Source organism: Shewanella sp. SW32 (assembly GCF_025653365.1).
Taxonomy (GTDB): Bacteria; Pseudomonadota; Gammaproteobacteria; order Enterobacterales; family Shewanellaceae; genus Shewanella; species Shewanella oncorhynchi.
The window spans coordinates 1-19,110 of sequence record NZ_JAKKSJ010000038.1; the positions used below are offsets into that span (position 1 = coordinate 1).

Genomic DNA, 19,110 nt, shown 5'->3' on the forward strand with positions numbered 1-19,110 from the left:
GCCTGTTAAGCCCATTGGCCTGGAAGTTGTTATGGCTAAAGACGGAAAAAAGCCAACCGCCCGAACAAGTCCCCAGTGTGCATTGGGCTTATCTAAGATTAGGAAAACTCGCGGGCTGGAATGACAGCAAACGAAGCGGAATTGTGGGCTGGGAAAGGTTATGGCAAGGATGGTTTAAACTGCAAACCATCCTTGAAGGTTACCAGCTAGCCTTGTCTCTTGAGCAAAAGATGTGATCAAGAGACAGCGCAGTGCGGGGGATTTTATTTACATAACAGCAACCCCATTCAAACCTTGCTTTTATAGTATAAAGTCAACGCACATTACCCAGATAAAATCCGCTGTTTTTTTGTTCTAAAATCATTTTTACCTCTCGCTTTAAATACCTCTTTAGAAATAGAAAGATCCAAGTCACACATTAGCAAAGGCCTTGGAGATTTTAAGGTCATGTTAGGTTAGCCTTTCCTTGGGGAATTCTATTTCCAGCATCCACTTAAGTCGCTTCTAATGACCAAAAACACAGACATAGAATCTGTTGGCTCTAGAACATAGCGTTTAAGCAATGCCAAACCTATGCAGGGAAAAAAATGATGAACGCACAAACAACTAAAATCGCACTGCTGTTAGCAGCAAGTGCAGTCACTATGGCCTTAGCTGGCTGTGGTGGCAGCGATGGTAATGATGGTAATCCCGGTGAACCTGGTGGCGAACCTGCTCCAGCGATTCAAACCCTTAATTTCGCCTTTGACAAATCTGTCGTCACTAACGGTATTCCGAGTGTTGAGTTTACCGTCACTAACGAAAATGATTTACCCGTTGTTGGCCTACAAAAAATGCGTTTTGCCGCAGCACAATTAATCCCACAAGGCGCAACTGGTGCAGGTAATGCGTCACAATGGCAATACTTTGGTGATGAAACCTGTGATGTCGCTGCAACATGCCCTGGGACTTTCGTTGACAAGAAAAACGGTCACTACAGTTATACTTTTAGCATGAACCTGACTGCTAACACTAAAGTCACCTATAACGAACAGTTAGCTCAACGGGTATTAATCCGCGCTTATAACACTCCGCTTCCCGATGGTACTCAAGTACCAAACAGTAACGCCTTTGTCGACTTCACTGCCGATACTGGCGCACTGCCAACATACAGTCGCAAAATTGTCGCCACAGAAAGCTGTAATACTTGTCACCAAGATTTAGCCAATGTTAAACATGGCGGCGCGTATTCTGACGTTAATTACTGTGCAACTTGCCACACAGCCGGAAAAGTTGGCGTAGGTAAAGAGTTCAATGTTCTCGTTCACGCTAAACACAAAGACCTTACCTTAGGCTCATTAGAAAGCTGTCAAAGCTGTCACGCAGCAAATGAAGCTACGCCTGATTGGAGTAATTGGTCACGTATCCCAACTGCTGCCTCATGTGGAAGCTGCCATAGCACAGTGGACTTTGCTGCCGGTAAAGGTCACTCACAACAGTTAGATAACTCTAACTGTATCGCCTGTCATAACAGCGATTGGACTGCAGAACTGCACACAGGTAAGACTGCAGACAAAAAAGCCGTTATCGCTCAGTTAGGTATGTCAGCAGCACTTGCTGGTCAAGCTGATGATACTGCAGTATTAACCGTGTCTATCTTAGACAAAGATGGTAACGCAATTGATGCGGCAACCGTTCAAGATAAGATTAAACGTTTAGAGTCCGTTACCAACGTTGGCCCTAACTTCCCGATCATGGGCTACAACCCAAGTCCAGGTAGCGGTAAAGCGAAAATAGCGAAAGACTTAGTCAAAGATGGCGCACTGCAAGAAGGTGTAACCTTAGTTGACGGTAAATTGGTCTTTACAACACCCGTTCTACCTTTCGGTGCAGGCGATACTGATACCGCCTTTACCATTATCGGTTTAGAAGTGTGTAGCACTGGTACAAGCTTAACCGCATGTACCGCAGACAGCGCAACAACGAGCATGAAAGCCGAACTAGCTTTTGGCACTAAGTCTGGTAAAGCACCGAGCATGCGTCATGTTAACTCAGTTGAGTTTGGTACCTGTCAAGGTTGTCACGGTGATAGCTTCGAAATTCACAAAGGCCACCATGCAGGTTTTGTGATGACAGAACAGCTATCACATGCAAAAGATGCCAGTGGTAAGCCAATCGTCGGTGTGGATGCGTGTGTCGCTTGTCATACCCCAGATGGTACCTATGCAAGTGGTGCTAACAAAGGTGCGTTGGAGATGAAATTACACGTTGTTCATGGTAAACAAGGTGTCATCAAAGAATGTACCCAATGTCATAACGACTTCAACCTAGATGCATTCAAGGTCAAAGGCGCTCTGGCAACAACTGCGGGTAAATACACCACGCCAATCACTGCCACTTGTACTTCATGCCACGCGCCAGAATCTATTGGCCACGGCTTAGAAAATATGGGCGCGATTGTGAACGGTGATTATGTTCAAGCCAATCAAGCGGCGCAGTCAGAAACCTGTTTCTACTGTCACAAACCCACACCAACAGATCACACTCAGGTGAAGATGTAATTTGCCCAAGCAGGGGGAGTTCGCTCCCCCTTTCTTGAATTTTGTTGGGACAAATTGGGAAGCCTATTATGAAGAACAGCCTAAAAATGAAAAACCTACTGCCGGCACTTGTCATCTCCATGGCAATGTCTGCAGTGATGTCTTTATGCATCACACCGAGTGCACACGCCTCAAAGTGGGATGACAAAATGACTCCAGAACAAGTCGAAGCCACCTTAGATAAGAAGTTTGCCGAAGGCAGCTACTCCCCTAAAGGTGCCGATTCTTGTTTGATGTGCCACAAAAAATCTGAAAAAGTGATGGACCTCTTCAAAGGTGTTCATGGCGCCATTGATTCATCAAAGAGCCCAATGGCTGGCCTGCAATGTGAAGCCTGTCATGGTCCTATGGGTCAACACAATAAAGGCGGCAACGAGCCGATGATCACTTTTGGTAAGCAATCGACCTTAAGTGCAGAAAAACAAAACAGTGTCTGTATGAGCTGTCACCAAGATGATAAACGCGTATCTTGGAACGGTAGTCACCATGACAATGCCGATGTCGCTTGTGCCTCATGCCACCAAGTGCATGTCGCAAAAGATCCTGTGTTATCAAAAAACACCGAAATGGAAGTCTGTACTAGCTGTCACACTAAGCAAAAAGCAGATATGAATAAACGCTCGAGTCACCCACTAAAATGGGCTCAAATGACCTGTAGCGATTGCCATAATCCCCATGGGAGCATGACAGATTCCGATCTAAACAAGCCTAGCATTAACGAAACCTGTTACTCCTGCCACGCCGAGAAACGCGGCCCAAAACTGTGGGAACATGCACCCGTCACTGAGAACTGTGTGACTTGCCACAATCCTCACGGCAGTGTGAATGATGCCATGTTGAAAACCCGCGCACCGCAGCTGTGTCAGCAATGTCACGCTAGCGATGGCCACGCCAGCAATGCTTACTTAGGTAACACTGGTTTAGGTTCAAACGTCGGCGACAATGCCTTTACGGGTGGAAGAAGCTGTTTAAATTGCCACAGTCAGGTCCATGGTTCAAACCATCCATCTGGCAAGCTATTACAGCGCTAAGGAGACGAGAAAATGAAATTTAAACTCAATTTGATCACTCTGGCGTTACTAGCAAACACAGGTTTTGCAATAGCAGCCGACGGGTATGGCTTAGCCAATGCCAATACAGAAAAAGTCAAAATGTCCGCTTGGAGCTGTAAAGGCTGCGTTGTTGAAACGGGTACGTCTGGCACTGTGGGTGTTGGCGTGGGTTACAACAGCGAAGAGGATATTCGCTCGGCGAATGCCTTTGGGACTTCAAACGAAGTTGCGGGTAAATTTGATGCCGATGTCACCTTCCGTGGTGAGAAAGGCTATCAAGCTAGCGTTGAAGCTTATCAACTGGGCATGGATGGTGGCCGTTTAGATGTCAATGCGGGCAAACAAGGCCAGTATAATGTCAATGTAAACTATCGCCAAATCGCCACTTACAACAGTAATAGTGCCTTAACGCCCTACTCTGGTGTCGGCAGCGATAATTTAACCTTGCCAGACAACTGGGTAACTGCGGGTTCAAGCAGCCAGATGCCGTTACTGATGGACAACCTAAATGCCTTAGAACTGTCGCTCAAACGTGAGCGCACAGGGTTAGGTTTTGACTATCAAGGTGAATCGCTGTGGAGTACGCATGTGAGCTACATGCGTGAAGAAAAAACTGGCTTGAAAAAAACATCAGGTGGATTCTTTAACCAATCCATGATGTTAGCAGAGCCAGTTGATTACACCACTGACTCCATTGAAGCCGGCATTAAACTCAAAGGCGATCGTTGGTTCACGGCACTTAACTACAATGGCTCAATTTTTAAGAACGAGTACAACCAGTTAAACTTCGACAGTGCCTTCAATCCGACCTTTGGTGCTCAAACCTCTGGCACACTCGCCCTTGACCCTGACAACCAGTCACACACAGTGTCGCTCATGGGTCAATACAACGACAATACCAATGTGTTAACAGGTCGTGTGCTTGCGGGACAAATGAGTCAAGACCAAGCATTAGTCACTTCAGGCTATGGCTATCAAGTGCCAACAGAGGCCGTTGATGCCAAAGTTGACCTCACAGGGTTGAACTTAAAAGTCGTCAGTAAAGTGACTAACTCACTGCGCTTAAGTGGTAGCTACGACTATAGCGACCGTGATAACAATACTCAAATTGAAGAGTGGACCCAAGTCAGCATCAACAATGTCAATGGTAAGGTGGCCTATAACACCCCTTACGATAACACTAGCCAACGCTTCAAAGTGGTGGCGGATTATCGTATTACCCATGGACTGAAGCTTGATGGCGGCTATGACTTCAAACGTGACGACCGTAATTATCAAGACCGTGAAACCACGGATGAAAATACCGTTTGGGCACGTTTGCGCGTTAACAGCTTTGAAACTTGGGATATGTGGGTTAAGGGCAGTTACGGTCAGCGTGATGGTTCGCAATATCAAGCTTCTGAATGGACATCTTCTGAAACCAACAGCCTGTTACGTAAGTACAATCTGGCTAACCGCGACAGAACCCAGATTGAAGCTAGAGTCACCCACTCGCCAATCGACAGCTTGACCATAGATTTCGGTGCCCGTTACGCATTAGATGACTACTCTGACACAGTTATTGGCTTAACTGAGTCAAAAGACACCAGTTATGATGCCAACATCAGCTACATGATCACCGATGATTTACTGGCGACAGCCTTCTACAACTACCAAATCATTGAGTCTGAACAAGCGGGAAGCAGTAATTACAGCACCCCAACGTGGACAGGATTCATTGAAGACAATGTAGATGTGGTCGGGGCGGGCCTGAGCTACAACAACTTGCTTGAGAACAAGTTACGCATGGGATTGGATTACACTTATTCAAACTCCGACAGTAACACTCAAGTCAGACAAGGTATCACAGGCGACTATGGCGATTATTTTGCCAAAGTGCACAACATTAACTTATATGCTCAATATCAAGCCACCGAGAAAATGGCGCTGCGCTTGGATTATAAAATTGAGAATTATAAAGACAATGATGCCGCCAATGATATCGCCGTCGATGGGATCTGGAACGTCGTAGGCTTTGGCAGCAATAGCCATGACTACACAGCGCAAATGATCATGCTGAGCATGAGTTACAAACTCTAATCGATCCTGTTCATAACACGAAAAGCCCGCATGTTGCGGGCTTTTGTTTAAGTGCAGCAGGATCTTTTAAAGCGATAACATCATGGCAGATAACAGTAAAAATCTTGAATAAGATCAGACTCTGGCGCGAAAGTCCACCCATAAAAACCTTAATCCTTGAGTTTTGGCTCACTTTAGCGGATCTTAATTCAATCTTTTAGTTAATCCTCTGAGCCCATGCGTATTTATTCTTCAATCTCCCAATCTCAGTGGCTGTTATCAATTCCCGTACTATTGGGGCTAAGCCTATTACCCTTACCCGCTATGGCGTTCGACCCTTCGGGTGGCACAGCGAGCCTATTTATCATTTTAGGCCTAGGTGGTTTTACCTTAATCAATCTGTTTCTACAGGGCTTATTCTTTTTTGCGGGTCAGTATCGTAGCGCCACTTTTGCCAAACGCCATGTATTAAGCGCACTAATAGTGCCATTAATTGCCATTGCGTTAGCCATTTATGATCATAGAGGTTGGAGTGATTTCGCCCTTAACTTAGGCATTATCTGTGTCGGTATTGGACTGATTTTATTGCCACTACAGCTTTGCCAAATCGATAAACCCACCAATCGCAATGCTGATTGGATCATCAGCCTAGGGGCATTATTCATCTTAGCTCTGAGCTATGTGATTGCGCCATTAGCCCTCTTTACGATTGTGCTGGCCCACATTTGTTTGGCTTCAAGCACAAATCAAATTCCTAAGATATTAAGTTATATCAGTTTAATCCTTGGCTATTCTCTTTTTGGCTACTGGGTATATCAAACAGTGATGATGCTCCAATCCTGATTGAAAATGAATGAGCAACGATAAAATTAGCGATTAAATTGACTAAGACGAATCTCACTAAAGCGCCATCGCCACTTTGCGTAACTGTATCGCCATCATGCTCGGCATCAATGGCTAAACTGCTGGCAAAAATCAGCGCCTGTACTTTATGTAAGGCCCATTTACCCTTAGCGCCCAAGCCGATATTACAGGCCAGTACCCAAGCGCGAATTTTGATTGCAGGCCAAGCTCCGGGCGTGAAAACCCACCATAAAGGCATACCTTTTGACGATGCCAGCGGTGAACGGCTGCGCACTTGGTTGAATGTCACGCGGGAGCAATTCTACGACCCCAATCTTTTTGCCATTATCCCTATGGGATTTTGTTTTCCGGGCAGTATCGAAAAAAACGGTAAAAAGCAGGGTGATAAACCACCGCGCCCCGAATGTGCTGCCACTTGGCATCAGGCCTTGCTCGCCCTAATGCCGCAAATAGAGCTAATTGTGATCCTCGGCCAATATGCCATCGACTATCATCTACCGCGCGAATCGTCCGAGGCCGTAAACCTCACTTCGCCGATCACTGAGCCTCAAACAACCAGCAGTAAAATTTCGACCAGCGCTAAAGTAAAAGCCATCCCCAAACTGAAACCAATAACTGTGACCCAAGCATGCGCGCAATGGCAGCAATATTGGCCTAAGTATCTTGTCTTGCCGCACCCAAGCCCGCGTAATAATCTTTGGCTTAAGCAGCATCCTGAGTTTGAACGCGATATGCTACCCAGATTAAGAATGCGTATTGCATCCCTGTTAAACCTTCAACCCCACTAGGCGCCTGTATGTATCTGCTTGATTCTGCCATTGCTAAGCAAATTGTGAGTCGCACAATGAAAATCATTGGCCACAATATCAATGTGATGAACGGCCAAGGGGTGATTTTAGGCTCAGGCGACCCTAAGCGTATAGGGTCAACCCACGAAGGCGCGCTGCTGGCGATTGCCCAAAATCGCAATGTTGAGATCAGTCAAGAAGTCGCCTCAGGGCTGCATGGCGTTAAGCCAGGCATCAATTTACCCTTACATTATCAAGGACAAATTATCGGCGTCGTCGGCATTACCGGTGATCCACGTGAGCTCACCCATTATGGTGAGTTACTCAAAATGACCGCCGAAATAATTGTCGAACAAGCCAACCTGCAGGATAAATTGCAATGGGAGAATCGCCAGCGTGAAGAGTTTATTCTGCAACTGATCAAAGCTGAAACCGATGATGCACAATTGCACCGCTGGGCAAAACAACTCGACATTGATATCAGCCTGCCAAGAGTCGCGGCCATTATTGAGATCAGCGAGAAAAACATCCAGAAACACCACTTAAAGACCGACACCCCCCCATCGGCCTTGTACTTAGCTGAGGCATCCACTCAGCCCGCCGATGAACGTAGCCCCAGAGTCAGTGAAACCCTCAAGCAAGTGCTGCATCTATTGCAATACCCAGACCGTGGTAACTTGATTGCCATGACCTCAATGTCGCAGTTGGTGATCCTAAAGCCTGCTTTTTTAGATGGAAAACAATGGGATCCTGAGCTTGAAAATCAGCGCATCGATAAGCTGTTGCAGCGCTTACCCGCCCAAATGGATTTAAACTTTAAAATTGCCCTAGGCCATTTCTTCCCGGAAAAAGGTGGGATAGCGCGCTCCTATCACACGGCTCAAGAAACCTTGGCACTCGGTAAGCAGCTCAATGCAGAAGGGAATAAATACCTGTTTGAAGATTATTCCCTACAAGTGTTACTTGCAGGGCTAAAACATGACTGGCGCGGTCAGGCGCTGGCAACGCCCTATCAGCAACTCGCCAAGGCGGACAAAAACGGCCAATTACGCAAAACCTTAGCGGCATACATCACCCACTTTGGCGATGCACAGCAATGCGCGAATGCCCTGTTTATTCATCGCAATACACTCAGATATCGCCTTGATAAAATTCAGCAAATCACCCAAGCCGACATTCAATCCCTGCATGGATTATTAAGCCTGTATCTTGGGCAATTAATTGATACTTCGACTCGCTTAACTTAACGCTCAAATGACTGAGCAACTCAACAGATTCGCCAGAAAAAAGCCCGCAGATGACGGCGCCGACCTGATGGCCAGATCAATTGAGTAAAACTTGGCCTGTACTAAAAAATTAATTGAAAGATTTATACCGTATCCCCTTTCCTATCCTTTCATATAGTATCGCGTCGATATGCTAGCGCTCTCTACTTAGTCCATTGAAAGGAATGATAATGACCTCAATCAAACTGACTTTACTCGCCAAAGCTTGTCTCATTAGCGGCTTAGCGCTGACTTCACCTTCGTTAATCGCGGCCGAGAAAACCATTCCCGAACTGATCGATGCCGTCAACGGCACACCCGATGTGGCAAGTCGCGAGGCGGGTAAAAATGTCAAACTGCGTAATCACACTAAGGGATTTTGTACCTCGGGCAGTTTTAAACCGAATCCACAATTACAACAAACGTTGGCAATTCCATTTTTTAATCAAGATAGTATCAAGGTTACAGCCCGCTTTTCCCTCGGCGGTACAAATCCGCAGATCTCCGATAAAACCGCTGGGCGCTTTATGTCACTCAAAATTGATGGCGATAAAGAGAACCTTAACTTTGTCACCACTAACGTTCCTGTTTTCTTTGCCAAAAATCTCGAAGAGTTTTTTAACTTTCAAACCAAAGTGAAACAAGGTCCTGAAGGTAAACAGTGGCTTATTGATAATCAACCCAGCGCCAAAGCTTTTTTCGACCATGTTAAACAGTTGCCTCCCAGCCCAAGTTTTGCCAACAGCCGCTACTTCGGTGTAAATAGTTTCCTGTTCAGCACGCAAAAAAACAGTGTTCAACAAGGTGAAACGGTCGCGGGTAAATGGATTTTTGAATCTGTCACTGGTACTGCCGCGCTGTCAGCCAGTGAACTTGCCAATCTCAGTGATGATTTTTTAAAGGCGGAATTACTCGAGCGCATTAAAAACCAGCCAGCACAATGGAACCTTTATATTCAACTCGCCGAAATGGGTGATGAGATTAATGACCCAACCGTGATCTGGCCTGAAACTCGCCAGCGTTTACTGGTAGGCCAAGTGATGATTAACGGTGAACGAGATAGCGATCCCCAAGTACAGCAGTGTGATAAAGGCATATTTAACCCACTGTTATTGCCTAAGGGCATTACTGCATCTGCCGATCCGATACTCAATGCCCGCACCGCAGCCTATGTAGAATCCTTTATTCGTCGTCAATAAAGAGTCGAGTTAAGTCCCTCCTGTTTAGGATTGGCAAATAGCCCTATTTGCCAATCCTTATCGACAAGCGCCTCCCTTACCGACAAAACGCCTCCTCCTGCATTCGAATTCACCTAAGCATTTTTGTGCATGAGCACAAAAATGGCGAAACATAACGCGGTAATTCCGTGGATTTAGCCAAAGCTATTCAAACATACCTGCACAATAATAGGATGACCTTAAAGCAGCCCTCATTTGGACTCAGGCCCAAATAAGCACTGCGCCCTACACTATAAGTCAAAAAACTTACTCAAAAACTTCAGCCAAGAACTGAACGGGACAAACTATGAACTTAGTGCTTATTCTCATCGGCGTGATTGCATTTATTGTTATCGCGACCTCAAAATTTAAACTCCACCCCTTTTTAACCTTAATTCTGGCCGCCTTTATCGCAGCCTTCGCCTATGGCTTGCCGAGCGGAGAAATCGCTAAAACCATTACTACAGGGTTTGGCAATATTTTAGGCTATATCGGCTTAGTGATCGTCTTAGGCACTATCATAGGGATTATTCTGGAAAAAAGTGGCGCCGCCATCACCATGGCCGATGTGGTGATCAAGATATTAGGTAAACGCTTCCCGACACTCACTATGTCAATTATCGGTTATCTCGTGTCTATTCCGGTCTTTTGTGACTCGGGTTTTGTGATCTTAAACTCACTGAAACAATCGATGGCGAACCGCATGAAGGTCTCTAGTGTTTCCATGAGCGTTGCCTTAGCCACAGGTCTGTACGCCACTCACACCTTTGTACCGCCAACGCCAGGCCCTATCGCCGCCGCAGGCAACTTAGGCTTAGAGTCCAACTTAGGCTTAGTGATCGGTGTGGGTCTCTTTGTGGCAGCTGTTGCGGCACTCGCAGGTATGTTATGGGCAAACCGCTTTGCCGATGTTGAGCCCGATGGTGAAGGCGCAGAAGAACTTAAAGCGCAGGCCAGTGACTATGAAACGCTGAAAAAAAGCTATGGCACGCTACCAAGTCCATTAAAAGCTTTCGCACCGATTTTTGTGCCTATCGTATTAATTTGTTTAGGTTCTATCGCTAACTTCCCTTCAGCGCCTTTGGGTAAAGAAGCTGTGTTTGATGCGCTCGTGTTCCTCGGTCAGCCCGTTAATGCCCTGATGATTGGCCTGTTTTTATCCCTGCTGCTATTAAAGGGTGAGAATAAGATCAGCGAATTTAGCGAACGCATCAGCCAAGGGCTCGTCACTGCTGCGCCGATTATTTTAATCACAGGTGCAGGCGGTGCCTTTGGTGCGGTATTAAAAGCCACGCCTATCGGTGACTTTTTAGGCACATCACTGTCGGCACTGGGTATAGGAATCTTCATGCCATTTATCGTCGCTGCAGCGCTTAAGTCAGCGCAGGGTTCATCGACGGTAGCGTTAGTCGCAACCTCTGCACTGGTTGCGCCTATGCTTGGCGATATTGGTCTTGGTAGCGATATGGGCCGAGTACTAACAGTAATGGCCATTGGCGCAGGTGCGATGACAGTTTCCCACGCCAATGACAGCTTCTTTTGGGTCGTCACCCAATTTAGCCGCATGAGTGTCAAACAAGCCTATAAAGCCCAAACTATGGCGACCCTAATCCAAGGTGTAACGTCCATGGTAACTGTGTATGTGCTAAGCCTAGTGTTGCTCTAATATTAATAAGTTCTTGATTCAATATTGTCCCTTGGGCGCATACCGCGCCCAAGATATATCTCTGTTATACGCCCTAATAATTGCAACAGATTAATGTGCCAGTGATGGATATAAATGCCCTTATATTACCTCAGTTTTAGCACAGGGATGTTGTTGCGCCCAACGTAAGTGGCCTTGGGTTTAGTGTTCAACATTGAGCCCTGTTTTATCCCATTTAGCTGTAGGATTTTTAATGAAAATAGTTATCGCCCCCGACTCATTTAAAGAAAGCTTAAGCGCGCTCGAAGTGGCCAACGCAATCGAGCAAGGCTTAAAACAAGTGATACCCGACTGCGACATAATCAAAATACCCGTTGCCGATGGTGGCGAAGGCACAGTGCAATCTATGGTGGACGCCACGGGCGGCAGTATTGTCAGCTTAGAGGTCATGGGGCCACTGGGGCATAGAGTGCAAGCACACTATGGCATTCTTGGTGAAGGCATTCTCGGCACTGCGATCAATACAAGTTCTGCTTCAATTTCACGTGCAGATCCAACGAGCAAATCGCCACATCAAGGCGCGATTGCCGTGATTGAAATGGCCTCAGCTTCAGGTTTGCACCATGTGCCGAGGGAGCAACGTAATCCGCTGCTTACCACAAGTTATGGGACGGGCGAGCTGATTTGTGATGCGCTTAATCGGGGGATAAAGCACATCATTTTGGGGCTAGGCGGCAGTGCCACCAACGATGGTGGCGCAGGTATGGCCCAGGCGCTGGACATTTTATTGCTCGATGACCAAGGTAAAACCTTGCCTTCTGGCGGCGCGGCACTGGTCAATCTTGCCCGTATCGATATGACCAACGCCCATCCACTACTGAGCCAATGCACTTTCGAAGTTGCCTGTGATGTTGATAACCCACTGTGCGGTGAACGCGGTGCCTCGGCGATTTTTGGTCCGCAAAAAGGTGCGACGCCCGAGATGGTTAAGCAGCTAGATGCCGCTCTTGCCCATTATGCCGATGTGATTGCCCGCAATGGCATTAGCGATCACCGCGATCATGCAGGGGCTGGCGCGGCTGGCGGTATGGGTCTTGGCGTGATGGCTTTTTTAAATGCCGAGCTTAAACCCGGGGTTGAGATTGTGATGCAAACCGTTGGCCTTGCGGACAAAATCCGTGGCGCCGATTTAGTGATCACAGGTGAAGGCCGCATCGATGGTCAAACCGTGTTTGGTAAAACCCCAATGGGCGTGTTAAAGCAAGCCAAACTGCAGGGCATTCCCACTATCGGTATCGCGGGCTGCCTCGGTGAAAACGCCAATGCCATATTGGATCACGGTATGGCGGCTATCTTCCCTATCATCCCGCACTTAAGTCCGCTTGATGATGTGCTGGCCAATGCCAAGCTAAACCTTTGCAATACCGCCCGAAATATCGGCGCGGTACTCATGTTAGGCCAACGCTAGTACTGGAACTAATGCTTAAGTAATTCCCTCTGTTTAATGATTTGAAGAAAGGCGCCATAACGGCGCCTTTGCTTATTTAGGCCGCAACGCTTTGGCAATACCAATCGTATTAAATATCTGTTCATTCAGCGGGAGTTCAACGCGCTTTAGACAAGGCGAAGGCTTGAAGGCATAGTGGTGTTCTGTCGAAAGCCTTGAACGCAGTATAAAGCGCGTTGCCATGTAGTGAACATCAGCCGCCCTTCGGGAGCCTCACAGCCATCCCACTCCCGTGTTGCATTGCCTTAAAAGGGAATAACCATTTCTGCGTCAATGCGCCTTGGATTGAGATGCCTGTGAGGCTCTGAACTGATTAGATATTTAACGTGATTGGTATACATGAAATTTTAGTGCTTGATGCCTAAAAGGCCTTGCAGTAAAGTGAGCTCCCTTTTTGGTATTCCGCTGATTGAACATTTGAGAGTCACTGATCGAGCATCACTGGTCCGTTATACTCTTCGAGCCAATTTGCGGTTTCACTATAAAAATTAATAGACGGCAAGCCCCATGACCCAGAAACTCCCTCGCCAAGCCACCGCATCCGAAGCAAGTTTGCTCCGCATTTTTACTGCACCGGAAGATGCAAGCTCAACGCTGAGTATTATTGAGCAAAAGCTCTCCGAGGACTTAGCAGGCTTTTTGGGTGACAGTATCGCCGCGCTCGAAAAACCCTTGTCGGAAATTGAAACCGATTTTCAAGCCTTTGAGATCCCAACTCAACCACGTTTTGTCTCCGATTACACCGACGAAATTATGCAAAATCTGGTGGCGCATTCGGTACACACAGCGGCACCGAGTTTTATCGGCCACATGACTTCGGCACTGCCCTACTTCGTGTTGCCGCTGTCGAAGATGATGGTGGGACTCAATCAAAATCTGGTCAAAATCGAAACCTCAAAGGCATTTACGCCGCTTGAACGCCAAGTGCTCGGCATGATGCACCATTTGATTTATGCCCAAGATACGGATTTTTATCAAAGCTGGATGCACAGCGCCAATCATTCTCTCGGGGCATTTTGCTCTGGCGGCACGGTTGCCAACATCACGGCCCTGTGGATTGCCCGTAACCAATTATTGAAAGCAGAGGGTGAGTTTAAAGGCGTCAGCCGCGAAGGCTTACTCAAGGCACTACGCCACTATGGCTATGACGATTTAGCGATTTTAGTGTCGGAGCGGGGCCACTATTCGCTGGGCAAAGCCGTCGATCTGCTTGGCATCGGCCGTGATAATATCATCAGCATTCCCACGGGCAGCGATAACAAGGTCGATGTCGCAAAAATGCGCCAAGCCGCCCTTGAACTTGCTAGCAAGAACATCAAAGTGTTAGCGATTGTTGGCGTGGCAGGCACCACAGAAACCGGTAATGTTGACCCACTGACAGAGTTAGCGGCGCTCGCAAAAGAGTTAAATTGCCATTTCCATGTGGATGCAGCGTGGGGCGGCGCAAGTTTATTATCCAATAAATACCGCCACTTACTCGCAGGTATCGAACTTGCTGACTCAGTCACTATCGATGCCCACAAACAAATGTACGTGCCCATGGGCGCAGGCATGGTGTTATTTAAAGACCCAGAGTTCGCCCACGCCATTGCCCATCACGCCGAGTATATTCTGCGCCGTGGTTCAAAGGATCTCGGCAGCCAAACGCTGGAAGGCTCACGCCCCGGCATGGCGATGTTAGTGCACGCTTGCTTACAGATCATCGGCCGCGATGGTTATGAAATCTTAATCAATAACAGCCTTGAAAAAGCCCGCTATTTTGCCGAACAAATCAAAGCCCATGAGGATTTTGAGTTAATCACTGAGCCAGAACTTTGTCTGCTGACTTACCGTTATGTGCCCGCCAGCATCCAAGCCGCCATGCAACTTGCCTGTGAGCAAGCAGACACAGTAAAACTCGCTCGCTTTAACGAGCTGCTCGATGGCCTCACTCAGTTTATTCAAAAGCACCAACGCGAACAGGGTAAGTCTTTCGTCTCCCGTACCCGCATTCAGCCAGCCCGCTACTTTAGGCAAGCGACAGTGGTATTCCGTGTGGTACTAGCCAACCCCCTCACCAGCCATGACATCCTCAATCAAGTACTGGTTGAACAAAGTGAAATTGCCGCATTGGATAACGAGTTTTTACCTGCGTTATTGGCAATGGTTGCTGAATAGCAAGTGGTTTGATGTAAGCTTTAAATCCCAGTTCAAATACAGTGTGTTAATCGCAAACAGCCGCAAATATTTGCGGCTGTTTTTGTTTGTAGAGCTGGGATGAAGGAAGGTGAGGTTAAAAAATATAAGGCTTTTCCAAGCACTTCTGATCTCGTTGCGGATACGCCGAATTCCATTGCTTCCGTGACACGCCGTGAAGCCATCCATGGCGGCTCTACGATGACATCCATGTCATCGAAGGTCACGTCCGCAGTTGAATTCGCCTTTGGAAATTTCTGGGTAATCTGCTGCATTTAGAAGAACAAATAGCGCGAGCATATGGCAGAGATATTGCGCACATCCTATAGAGATTATGATGTGAAAGAATAACTATGAAAGCTGTGGGCGTCCTCACTCTTTTTGTCCTTACTCTCTTTTAGTACCAACCCGATAGTTGAACATAGCAACGTTCTTCACACTCTTCAGGATTTGGACTCCACCAGCGAGCAAGAGAAACACGAACCAATGATCCAGCAGGAATTGAATCAACTGCTGGTTCCAGTCCAACGTAAGGCATTTCGTAAATCTGAGTTTTAACTTTATAACGAATACGCCCCTCATCCGTTCTAACTACGTTCAACTCTTCTGGAATTAGCCAAAACCCTACACTATTATTCGGTAATCCATTAGATCTATTGATATAAGGTCCGCCGTTATTTGTGAATCTAAGCTTATTCTCAAATAACCCTGTAATGCTTCCATTGTATGGTGTTAAACGTTGTAGGATATAGTTAGATAAATCAGCAATGGTCTTGATATATATTTGTTTAGAGACCAATACATCTTCGACATGTGGAGGAGTAGTGTTCAAACGGTGTTTGTAACTAAGCCTCCAAAGTTGACCAACTTCAAATTTGGTATAATACCCTTGGTTCTTTCCATCACTTGTTAAAAGGCGAATATACTTACCATCTGAAATATCGTAACCACCGACACAATAGCCTTGCGACATTCTAGTTTTTGAAGTAATCACAACTTTGTTCATAAATGAACTATCTCCAGTAAAGAATTAATTTTTTTGAGTCTTTCTGTTACCAAACTCCTATGACACGCTAGATGCTCTTCTTCTACGCAGAAAAACACTACTGATTCTCCATATTTTAAAGCCAACAATTCTTGACTGAACTGATAATTTTCCAAGATATTTTTATCATAGAGGCAACAAAACTCTTCACTTAGTCGATGCCGCTGACGTTTGTAAGTATTAGAGGCCGCATCGTGTTTTTTTTGAATTTGTCGAATATCACTAGTTGGAGCTAACTCTTTTATATGATTATATTTAATATCGAGATCCATCAATTTTTTTTGTAAATATTTACTATTAACAAATTTATATTTTGAACCTCTGACTCCTCTTCTTTGCCTTATGTCAAAAAAACAAGTAACATTATTGTTAATCATCAAATCAAAAAAATCATCCTCACTCTTTCCATAAGCACCAATTGTATATAGCTTCATTACTCACCTATACTTTCTAACTGATGTGAACTCGTCATCAAAAATAGAGCATTGACCATTTGTAATTCTATTTATTATTTCTTTCTGAGTTCTAATTATATTTCCCTCATCCAGATGAGTGATATCAATACCTTTTTTAACAAGCACCTCACCTATCAATTTAGAGCGATGACACTGCTCTGGTTTCATCTCCGCGCACATAATTATTACGTTTACTGGTAGGTTATTAGCTTTAATCAGTCGTTCCAATCCTTGCTTAAAAGCATCACTATCAGCCGTTTTACTGTAATCTACCTTACCGTCAGTATAACACTCCGGATCACTAGGAAGTCCACCAACGGTATCTCCCATATATACGTATTTAATCCCTAGCACTCTCAGATTAGCTTTAATGGTTTCACCATTAAAATCAGGATTATACTTAGAAAAAGGTTTAGTTCTCACATCTATTAAATACTTAGCGCCATGATCTACCAATGCCTTAGTAAACTCCTCGAAACTTCTGCGACTATAACCAATAGAAATAATTGACATACCCCTCCCCCCCTAAAAATCACTTCATCACTGTATCAATCTAGACAGATTTAGTAAATGAAATGGCGTTGTTGTTTAAATCATTTCATAGAAGATAATCATTCCAAGGCTTCTGGCCGATTAAGCAACTTGCTGGCGAACGGGCATACCCAGTCTAATGACTTTGTTCATCGCCTTCACACCGGCCAGTGCCTCTGCCAGCAAAAGACAAAAAGACAGGACATCCACATGTTTCTGAGATAAAAAAGTGCTCATCTAAAGCATCTACGTGAAAATAAATGATGATAGTGTGAAAACTGCCACTAAAAGATGCACAAGTATTAACGAAATTAAGCACTCTCATGGAAGTGACCGTTGACGGCATGGATGCCGTCGTCGAGCCCTCAGGGATGAGTTAATGGCGTGTCACTGGAATGAAAGTGCTTAATTGTAAAGACGGACTTATAGCCTCAAAAAAATAAAAAGAGTAAGGACACCTACATATTTTTAAGGTTAAAAGTGAATATATGCCCTGATGTACCGACTTGAAAAGGGAAACTGATAGTGTGGGAACTGGCTAAAAAAGTACGCAGGAATTAACGAAATTAAGCACTCTTATGGAAGTAGCCGTTGGCGGCATGGCCGCTCATTCATATCTGACCCATAGGGATATGGGGAATATCACTATTATGTCGGGAACATAATTGACCATGTGACCGTGGCATTCGCGCATCCATATGCCGTAGATGCCGCCGTCGAACCCTCTGAGATGACTTTTATTATTTAAGCAGAGCGTGTCACTGGAATGAGAGTGCTTAATTGTGTCGCTGGATTTATAGTTTCAATATCAACACATCACTATATCAAGGAACGACTATGTACTTTATTGCAGCTTTTGGTCTATTGATGTTGTTATTAAGCCTAGTGATGGTTGTAAAACCTGCGTCTTTCTCAAAGGGTATCATTTCATTTAGTGAGCAGCCCTACTTCCATATTGCTGAGGTGTTTAGCCGAGTTATTGCGGGTCTCATTTTTACCCATTACTCAACCGATACTCAGTTTCCACAGGCCATTTTTGCGATAGGTATTGTGTTGTTCGGTGTTGGAATGGGCTTGGCGTTAACGCCTCCAAGGTTACATAGGAAGTTTGCGCTATGGTCTGCTCAATACTTCAACAATAAATTCCGTTTCATTGGTCTATTTTCCATCCCGCTATCTTTGCTACTTATCTATTGTGCTGTTGGCGCCTAAAAAATAGTTTGCAATCCAACAACAAGGATTTTGTCACAATAATTTAGTTTTAACTAAAGCATCGCCACTTGTAAAAAACAATGCTAAGGTAATGATTCGTATAACAAGTATAGCTTTCCAAGCAGAATCTGTCGGAGAAAAAGGATGTTTATCAGATATATTTTAATGCTCACTGCCGTGCTGCTATGCCTTTACCCTGTTTGGGGATTAGTGAGCCCAGCAAGCTACTTGCAGGAGATATTAGAGGTTTATCCCGATGCGGAACAAGCCAGTCATACTCAAGTACGAATTACGGCGGCTATTTTATGGATAAGCAATCTGACGCTATCATTTGCGTTACTATTTATTGCAAAATTCATTAAACAACCTCAAACGTACAAATTCGCGAAAATATCGTCTATCGCATTAATTAGCTATCCATTTATTCTGACGATAACAGAGGCAATTTCTCACAGTATTCTATACCGCCACCTAGAACATCCTACGTTGACAATCGAGTTTTCAGCGCAAAAATTGTTCTATTTCGTATTTGGCCTGATCATTCTGGGAATTTATCAATCCCAACAAGAGTACAAACGCATCAAAGAGAATGGTTAATTTATCAACATATTTTGAGGAAAAACCATTGAAGTTCTTCACCTCTTTTATTTTTGCTTTTATTGGCTCAAAATTATTATTCAAATACTTCGATTTTCACTACGATATTTTTAGCGATCC

16 protein-coding genes and 1 pseudogene are annotated in these 19,110 nt (G+C 45.3%); 14 read left to right on the forward strand and 3 right to left on the reverse strand.

What is annotated here, in order from left to right:
• The 12 genes and pseudogenes from L5M28_RS19205 to L5M28_RS19260 all read left to right on the forward strand — a co-directional run.
• A pseudogene (locus L5M28_RS19205) lies at positions 1 to 236 on the forward strand (IS4 family transposase); the annotation flags it as partial.
• Between the two features lie 351 nt (positions 237 to 587).
• Positions 588 to 2,540 (forward strand): OmcA/MtrC family decaheme c-type cytochrome, encoded by a 1,953-nt coding sequence (locus tag L5M28_RS19210; RefSeq protein ID WP_263197772.1) that lies wholly within the window; start codon positions 588 to 590, stop codon positions 2,538 to 2,540.
• A gap of 68 nt (positions 2,541 to 2,608) precedes the next feature.
• Positions 2,609 to 3,610 carry a decaheme c-type cytochrome MtrA gene (gene mtrA / locus L5M28_RS19215; RefSeq protein WP_028760483.1) on the forward strand — a complete coding sequence of 334 codons (1,002 nt, stop codon included), beginning with the start codon at positions 2,609 to 2,611 and terminating at the stop codon, positions 3,608 to 3,610.
• Positions 3,611 to 3,622: 12 nt separating this feature from the next.
• Entirely contained in the window at positions 3,623 to 5,710 is a 2,088-nt protein-coding gene (locus tag L5M28_RS19220; RefSeq protein WP_263197771.1) for an MtrB/PioB family decaheme-associated outer membrane protein, read from the forward strand.
• A 216-nt stretch (positions 5,711 to 5,926) separates the two neighbouring features.
• Entirely contained in the window at positions 5,927 to 6,532 is a 606-nt protein-coding gene (locus L5M28_RS19225) for a hypothetical protein (protein WP_263197769.1), read from the forward strand.
• A gap of 110 nt (positions 6,533 to 6,642) precedes the next feature.
• Positions 6,643 to 7,341, forward strand: a complete 699-nt coding sequence (locus L5M28_RS19230; RefSeq protein ID WP_263204212.1) for a uracil-DNA glycosylase family protein — start codon at positions 6,643 to 6,645, stop codon at positions 7,339 to 7,341.
• A gap of 8 nt (positions 7,342 to 7,349) precedes the next feature.
• Entirely contained in the window at positions 7,350 to 8,588 is a 1,239-nt protein-coding gene (locus tag L5M28_RS19235; protein ID WP_263197767.1) for a sugar diacid recognition domain-containing protein, read from the forward strand.
• A 209-nt stretch (positions 8,589 to 8,797) separates the two neighbouring features.
• Entirely contained in the window at positions 8,798 to 9,805 is a 1,008-nt protein-coding gene (locus tag L5M28_RS19240; protein WP_263197766.1) for a catalase family peroxidase, read from the forward strand.
• Between the two features lie 325 nt (positions 9,806 to 10,130).
• Positions 10,131 to 11,489: a GntP family permease gene (locus tag L5M28_RS19245; protein WP_173245672.1), complete on the forward strand. Its 1,359-nt coding sequence runs from the start codon at positions 10,131 to 10,133 to the stop codon at positions 11,487 to 11,489.
• A 232-nt stretch (positions 11,490 to 11,721) separates the two neighbouring features.
• Positions 11,722 to 12,936, forward strand: a complete 1,215-nt coding sequence (locus L5M28_RS19250) for a glycerate kinase (protein ID WP_263204196.1) — start codon at positions 11,722 to 11,724, stop codon at positions 12,934 to 12,936.
• 546 nt (positions 12,937 to 13,482) lie between these two features.
• Positions 13,483 to 15,132, forward strand: coding sequence for a pyridoxal-dependent aspartate 1-decarboxylase PanP (gene panP / locus L5M28_RS19255; RefSeq protein ID WP_263204197.1), 1,650 nt, complete (start codon positions 13,483 to 13,485; stop codon positions 15,130 to 15,132).
• Positions 15,133 to 15,231: 99 nt separating this feature from the next.
• Positions 15,232 to 15,429, forward strand: coding sequence for a hypothetical protein (locus L5M28_RS19260; RefSeq protein ID WP_263204198.1), 198 nt, complete (start codon positions 15,232 to 15,234; stop codon positions 15,427 to 15,429).
• A gap of 118 nt (positions 15,430 to 15,547) precedes the next feature.
• Here L5M28_RS19260 and L5M28_RS19265 read toward each other — a convergent pair whose 3' ends face one another.
• The 3 genes from L5M28_RS19265 to L5M28_RS19275 are packed head-to-tail and all read right to left on the reverse strand — an operon-like array spanning position 15,548 to position 17,163.
• Positions 15,548 to 16,156 carry a dual OB domain-containing protein gene (locus tag L5M28_RS19265; RefSeq protein ID WP_263204199.1) on the reverse strand — a complete coding sequence of 203 codons (609 nt, stop codon included), beginning with the start codon at positions 16,154 to 16,156 and terminating at the stop codon, positions 15,548 to 15,550.
• Complete coding sequence (locus L5M28_RS19270) at positions 16,153 to 16,629, reverse strand: DUF488 family protein (protein ID WP_263204200.1); 477 nt, start codon at positions 16,627 to 16,629, stop codon at positions 16,153 to 16,155. Before L5M28_RS19270 ends, L5M28_RS19265 begins: the two co-directional genes overlap by 4 nt.
• A 3-nt stretch (positions 16,630 to 16,632) precedes the next feature.
• Positions 16,633 to 17,163: a DUF488 family protein gene (locus tag L5M28_RS19275; RefSeq protein ID WP_263204201.1), complete on the reverse strand. Its 531-nt coding sequence runs from the start codon at positions 17,161 to 17,163 to the stop codon at positions 16,633 to 16,635.
• A gap of 855 nt (positions 17,164 to 18,018) precedes the next feature.
• Here L5M28_RS19275 and L5M28_RS19280 point away from each other — a divergent pair.
• Together L5M28_RS19280 and L5M28_RS19285 are read left to right on the forward strand one after the other, a co-directional pair.
• Entirely contained in the window at positions 18,019 to 18,393 is a 375-nt protein-coding gene (locus tag L5M28_RS19280; RefSeq protein ID WP_263204202.1) for a hypothetical protein, read from the forward strand.
• A 144-nt stretch (positions 18,394 to 18,537) separates the two neighbouring features.
• Entirely contained in the window at positions 18,538 to 18,990 is a 453-nt protein-coding gene (locus L5M28_RS19285; protein WP_198572175.1) for a hypothetical protein, read from the forward strand.
• Positions 18,991 to 19,110: the final 120 nt, after the last annotated feature.